Consider the following 4,742-nt stretch of genomic DNA (forward strand, 5'->3'; position numbering starts at 1 on the left):
CGCGCAGTTCCCCGCGCCCCTGAGGCAGGCGCTTCGCGCCGCCTCCCCTGGGCGAGCGGAGCTCGCTTCCAGGGGCGCGGGGAACTGCGCGAGAAGCGGCCACCGGCCCGCGGACGAACGACAACCCAGGGGCTCGGCGCGGGCAAGCCTTCAGCGGGGCCGGGGACGGAGGTCAGACGTCCAGTTGGTCGGCGACCGCGCGGAGGAGGCCCGCGATTTTGGCGCCGGCGGCCTTGTCGGGGTACCGGCCACGCTCCAGCATCGGCGTGATGTTCTCCAGAAGCGTCGTCAGGTCCTGCACGATCGAGGCCAGTTCATCCGGCTTGCGCCGCTGGGCCGCCGCGACGGACGGAGTCGGATCGAGGATCGTGACCGAGAGCGCCTGATCGCCACGCTGCCCAGCGACCACCCCGAACTCGACCCGCTGGCCGGGCTTGAGGGAGTCGACGCCGGCCGGAAGTACGGAGGAGTGCACGAAGACGTCGCCGCCGTCGTCGCGGGAGAGGAAGCCGAAGCCCTTCTCGCTGTTGAACCACTTGACCTTGCCGGTAGGCACGTGAAGTCCTCGTCCTCGTACTAGAAAGAAAACGCTCTGGACAGCAATACAGCGGGCCGAGGCCGGCCCGCCGCCACCTAGACTATGGGCCTCTCTGCGCTGGGAACTACCCTGGCGGGGTGCGTGACAAAACCCAACTCAATTCCCGGGCAGCCGAGAGCGGCCCCGGTGACGGGCTCGTGAAAGCGGGCGGCATCGTCTTCGTCCTGGGGGCCATCGCCACCCTGGCCACGATGGCCCCACTGTTTCTCGGCACCGACCCGTTCCCACCCGTCGCCTACGCGGTGTGCATGCTGATGGGCGTCGGTTTTCTGCTGGCCGCGGCCGGGGTGCTGCGCGGGATCGCCGTCCAGCGGCGTCAGGCGCGCTCGGCCACGTAGCTCTCCAGCCACGCGGGGAACGCGGTGAGGTCCGTGAGGATCACGTCCGCGCCCGCGGTGCGGAGCGTGTCGGCGTCGCACGGGCCGGTCGGCACCGCGACGGACAGCGCGCCCGCGGTGCGTGCGCCGCGTACGTCACCGGTGTGGTCGCCGACGTAGACGCTCGCGCCGTGCTCGCGCAGCGCCTCGCCCTTGCCCTCGGCCCACAGGTCGCCGACGACGGCGTCCGCGTCGATGCCCAGGTGCGTCAGGTGCAGCTTGGCGTTGGGCTCGTACTTCGCCGTGACGACGATCGCCCGGCCGCCCGCCGCGTGCACGGCGGCGATCGTCTCGTGGACGCCCGGCATCGGCAGCGTCGGCTCGATGGCGTATGTGGGATACATCTCACGGTAGAGCTCGGTCATGGCCGGGATCCGCTCCGCCGGGAACCAGTTCGCCATCTCGTCGGTGAGCGGCGGGCCGAGCCGGGTGACGACCAGATCCGCGTCGATGTGCGCGCCGGTCCGCTCGGCCAGGGCCACCCAGGTCGCGCGGATCCCGGGCCGCGAGTCGATCAGCGTCATGTCGAGGTCGAAGCCGACCACGGGGCCGGGGGTCGCGGTGGGGTCCTGGGGATCTGTGAGGGCAGCCATGAGCGCCATTGTGCCCCGGGCATACGATGACACCGCACAGCCCGTACTTAGCTAAGCCTTACCAAGCCTCACGCCCGACCGAGCCTCATGGAGAGCACGCCCATGCCCGTCAGACCCGGTGCCGTCGGCGCCGCCAGGGTGGGCGCGCTGGTGGCCGCCGTCGTGGCCCTGGCGCTCGCGGTGCTGCTCAGCCTCGCGGTGGGGGCGCGCGCGATCGCGCCGTCCGCCGTCTTCGACGCCCTGCTGCACGGCGGGCACAGCAACGCCGCCGAGGTGGTCCGGGGCCTGCGGGTGCCGCGCACCGTGGTCGGCGTGATGGTGGGCGCGGCCCTCGCGCTGGCCGGCACCGTGCTCCAGGGCATCACCCGCAACCCCATCGCCGACCCCGGCATCCTCGGCATCAGCCAGGGCGCCTCGGTCGGCGTCGTGCTCGCGATCGCGTATCTGGGCATCCACACGCTCACCGGGTACGTGTGGTTCGCGTTCGCCGGGGCCGGGATCGCGGCCGTCGCCGTGTACGCGATCGCCGCGTCCGGGCGGGGCGGCGCGACCCCGGTGAAACTCGCGCTCGGCGGCGCCGCGATCAACGCACTCCTTGTGTCCGTGACGACGGCCGTCCTCACGACGAAGGCCTCCGCGCTGGACGAGTTCCGGTTCTGGCAGGTCGGTTCGCTGTCCGGCCGTGACTCCCACCTCATCGGCCAGATCTGGCCGTTCCTGCTGGTGGGCGTGGTGCTCGTACTGTCCGTCGCGCGCGGCCTGGACGCGCTCGCGCTCGGCGAGGACGTGGCGAAGGGGCTCGGGCAGCGGGTGGCGACCGTACGGATCGTGGGCGGGCTCGGCGCGACCGTGCTGACCGGGGTCGGGGTCGCCGCCGCCGGACCGATCGCGTTCATCGGGCTCGCCGTGCCGCACATCGCGCGCGCCGTGGTCGGCTCCGACCACCGCTGGCTGCTGCCGATGGCCGCGCTCATCGGGCCGGTGATGCTGCTGGTGTCGGACACGGTGGGCCGGATCGTCTTCCCGCCGAGCGAGGTGCCCGCGGGAGTGATGACGGCGCTGCTCGGGGTGCCGTTCCTGGTGACCCTGGTCCGCCGGAAGGCGGTGCCCGCGTGAGCGCGCCGGTGAAGGAGGCTCCGCGCGTGCGTCCCGCCGGGTACGCGGTGCTGCGGGCGGGCCGGGCCCGGTTCCTGGTGCATCGCCGGGCGAGTGTCGTGGCGGCGGTCTGCGCCGTGCTGCTGGCCGCCGCCTGCGTGGCCTATCTGTGTGTCGGCGAGACGTTCACCAGCCCCGCCGAGGTGTTCAAGGTCCTCACCGGACAGCCGTCGCCGGACGAGCTGGTCGTGGGCACGCTGCGCGAGCCGCGCATGGTCGTCGGGCTGCTCGTGGGCGCGGCGTTCGGGATCGCGGGCGCGCTGATCCAGACCGTCGCCCGCAACCCCCTCGCGAGCCCCGACATCATCGGCATCAGCCAGGGCGCGAGCGCGGTGACGGTGGGCGCGATGACGTTCGGCCTCACCTCGTACGCGTATCTGCCGTACGTGTCCGTGGCCGGCGGAGTCGTCGCCGCCGCGCTCGTCTATCTGTTCGCGTGGCGGGGCGGCCTGCACGCCACCCGCTTCGTGCTCATCGGCATCGGCTTCGCGATCGCGCTGCGCTCGGTGACGACGCTGTTCATGACCAAGGGCGACTATCTCGTCGCCCAGCAGGCCCAGATCTGGATGACGGGTTCGCTCAACGGCCGTGGCTGGGCCGAGGCCCGCCCGCTCGCCTGGGCGCTCCTCGTCCTGCTCCCCTGCGTCGCGTGGGCCGCCCGCGCACAGCGCACCGTCTCCCTCGACGACGACACGGCGACCGCGCTCGGGGTGCGGCTCGGGCGGGTGCGGCTCGGGCTCGTCGCGCTGGGCGTGGTCCTTGCGTCGCTGGCCACCGGGGCGGCCGGCCCGGTCGACTTCGTGGCGCTGCTCGCGCCGCAGATCGCCCGGCGGGTGACGCGCACGGCGCAGATCCCGCTGGTGACGTCCGCGCTGCTCGGCGCGCTGATCGTGGTGGTCGGTGACCTGCTGGCCCGCCGCCTGTTCTCCCCGACCGAGCTGCCGGTGGGCGTGCTGACGGCCGCCGTCGGCGCACCGTATCTGATCTGGCTGATCATCCGGAGCCGTGCCGTCCGCACGAGTTCCGCCCGTTCCGGAGGTACCGCATGAGCCGGCTGATCGCCCGCGACCTGACGCTCGCCTACGACGACCGCGAGGTCGTGCACGGGCTCGATCTCGCCGTGCCCGACGGGCAGGTCACGGTCATCGTGGGGCCCAACGCGTGCGGCAAGTCGACGACGTTGCGGGCGCTCGGGCGGCTGCTCAAGCCGGCCGGCGGGTCGGTGGTGCTCGACGGGCGGGCCCTCGCCGAACTCCCCACCAAGCGGATCGCCCAACAGATCGGGTTGTTGCCCCAGACGCCGGTGGCGCCCGAGGCGATCACCGTCGGCGACCTGGTCTCCCGCGGGCGGCAGCCGCATCAGCACTGGTGGCAGCAGTGGTCCGACGCCGATGAGCGGGCCGTGACCGAGGCCATGGAACGCACCGATGTCGCCGGCCTCGCGGACCGCAACGTCGACGAACTCTCCGGCGGGCAGCGTCAGCGCGTCTGGATCGCCATGGCGCTCGCCCAGGAGACCGACATCCTGCTCCTGGACGAGCCGACCACGTACCTCGACATCGCGCACCAGGTGGAAGTCCTGGACCTGGTCCGTCAGTTGAACCACGACAAGGGGCGTACGGTCGCGGTGGTGCTCCACGATCTGAACCAGGCGGCGCGCTATGCCGACCACTTGGTGGCGATGAAGTCCGGTCGCATCGTCGCCGAAGGCCCTCCGTCCGAGGTCATCACGGCCGACCTGGTCCAGAAGGTCTTCGGCCTGACCTGCGTAGTGGTCCCCGACCCGGTAACCGGCTCCCCCCTGATAGTCCCCGGCTCCCCCTGGCACCCGTCGGCAGCCTGAACACGCGGTTCCCCGCGCCCCTGATGGGTTGTCGGTCGGGTGCGGGCCGGCGGCCGCTTCTCACGCAGTTCCCCGCGCCCCTTATCGGGTTGTCGTTCGTCTGCGGCCCGGTGGCCTCTTCCCGCGCAGTTCCCCGCGCCCCTGGAGATGCGCACTTCGTGCGCTGTCTCCAGGGG

Annotated in this window: 6 protein-coding genes; 4 read left to right on the forward strand and 2 right to left on the reverse strand. The window is 72.4% G+C overall.

Annotation, left to right across the window (positions count from 1 at the left end; genetic code table 11):
• Positions 1–172: 172 nt before the first annotated feature.
• Positions 173–556 (reverse strand): cold-shock protein, encoded by a 384-nt coding sequence (locus tag ACFVDP_RS41175; RefSeq protein ID WP_018528058.1) that lies wholly within the window; start codon positions 554–556, stop codon positions 173–175.
• 119 nt (positions 557–675) lie between these two features.
• On the opposite strand from ACFVDP_RS41175, the gene ACFVDP_RS41180 reads away from it, so the two are divergent.
• A complete protein-coding gene (locus ACFVDP_RS41180) occupies positions 676–936 on the forward strand; it encodes a hypothetical protein (protein ID WP_383502091.1) in 261 nt (86 codons plus the stop codon).
• On the opposite strand, the gene ACFVDP_RS41185 is transcribed toward ACFVDP_RS41180, so the two are convergent.
• A complete protein-coding gene (locus ACFVDP_RS41185; RefSeq protein ID WP_383502094.1) occupies positions 915–1,577 on the reverse strand; it encodes an HAD family hydrolase in 663 nt (220 codons plus the stop codon). The two genes, ACFVDP_RS41180 and ACFVDP_RS41185, sit on opposite strands and share 22 nt — an antisense overlap.
• 93 nt (positions 1,578–1,670) lie before the next feature.
• Here ACFVDP_RS41185 and ACFVDP_RS41190 point away from each other — a divergent pair, with 93 nt between their 5' ends.
• From ACFVDP_RS41190 to ACFVDP_RS41200, 3 genes are read left to right on the forward strand one after another with little or no spacing between them, the layout of a single operon-like run.
• The gene (locus tag ACFVDP_RS41190; protein WP_383502097.1) at positions 1,671–2,684 is read left to right on the forward strand and encodes a FecCD family ABC transporter permease; all 1,014 of its coding nucleotides are present in this window, start codon (positions 1,671–1,673) and stop codon (positions 2,682–2,684) included.
• On the forward strand, positions 2,681–3,772 hold the full coding sequence (locus ACFVDP_RS41195; RefSeq protein ID WP_383502100.1) for a FecCD family ABC transporter permease: 1,092 nt from the start codon (positions 2,681–2,683) through the stop codon (positions 3,770–3,772). The genes ACFVDP_RS41190 and ACFVDP_RS41195 overlap by 4 nt, the downstream gene beginning before the upstream one ends.
• Entirely contained in the window at positions 3,769–4,566 is a 798-nt protein-coding gene (locus tag ACFVDP_RS41200) for an ABC transporter ATP-binding protein (RefSeq protein ID WP_383502103.1), read from the forward strand. Before ACFVDP_RS41195 ends, ACFVDP_RS41200 begins: the two co-directional genes overlap by 4 nt.
• Positions 4,567–4,742: the final 176 nt, after the last annotated feature.

Source organism: Streptomyces sp. NPDC057694 (assembly GCF_042799415.1).
Lineage (GTDB): Bacteria > Actinomycetota > Actinomycetes > Streptomycetales > Streptomycetaceae > Streptomyces.

Excerpts from the sequence above, each read along its gene's own strand:
- ACFVDP_RS41185 (WP_383502094.1), bottom strand. The coding sequence starts at position 1,577 with ATGGCGCTCATGGCTGCCCTCACAGATCCCCAGGACCCCACCGCGACC.
- ACFVDP_RS41190 (WP_383502097.1), top strand. The coding sequence starts at position 1,671 with ATGCCCGTCAGACCCGGTGCCGTCGGCGCCGCCAGGGTGGGCGCGCTG.
- ACFVDP_RS41200 (WP_383502103.1), top strand. The coding sequence starts at position 3,769 with ATGAGCCGGCTGATCGCCCGCGACCTGACGCTCGCCTACGACGACCGC.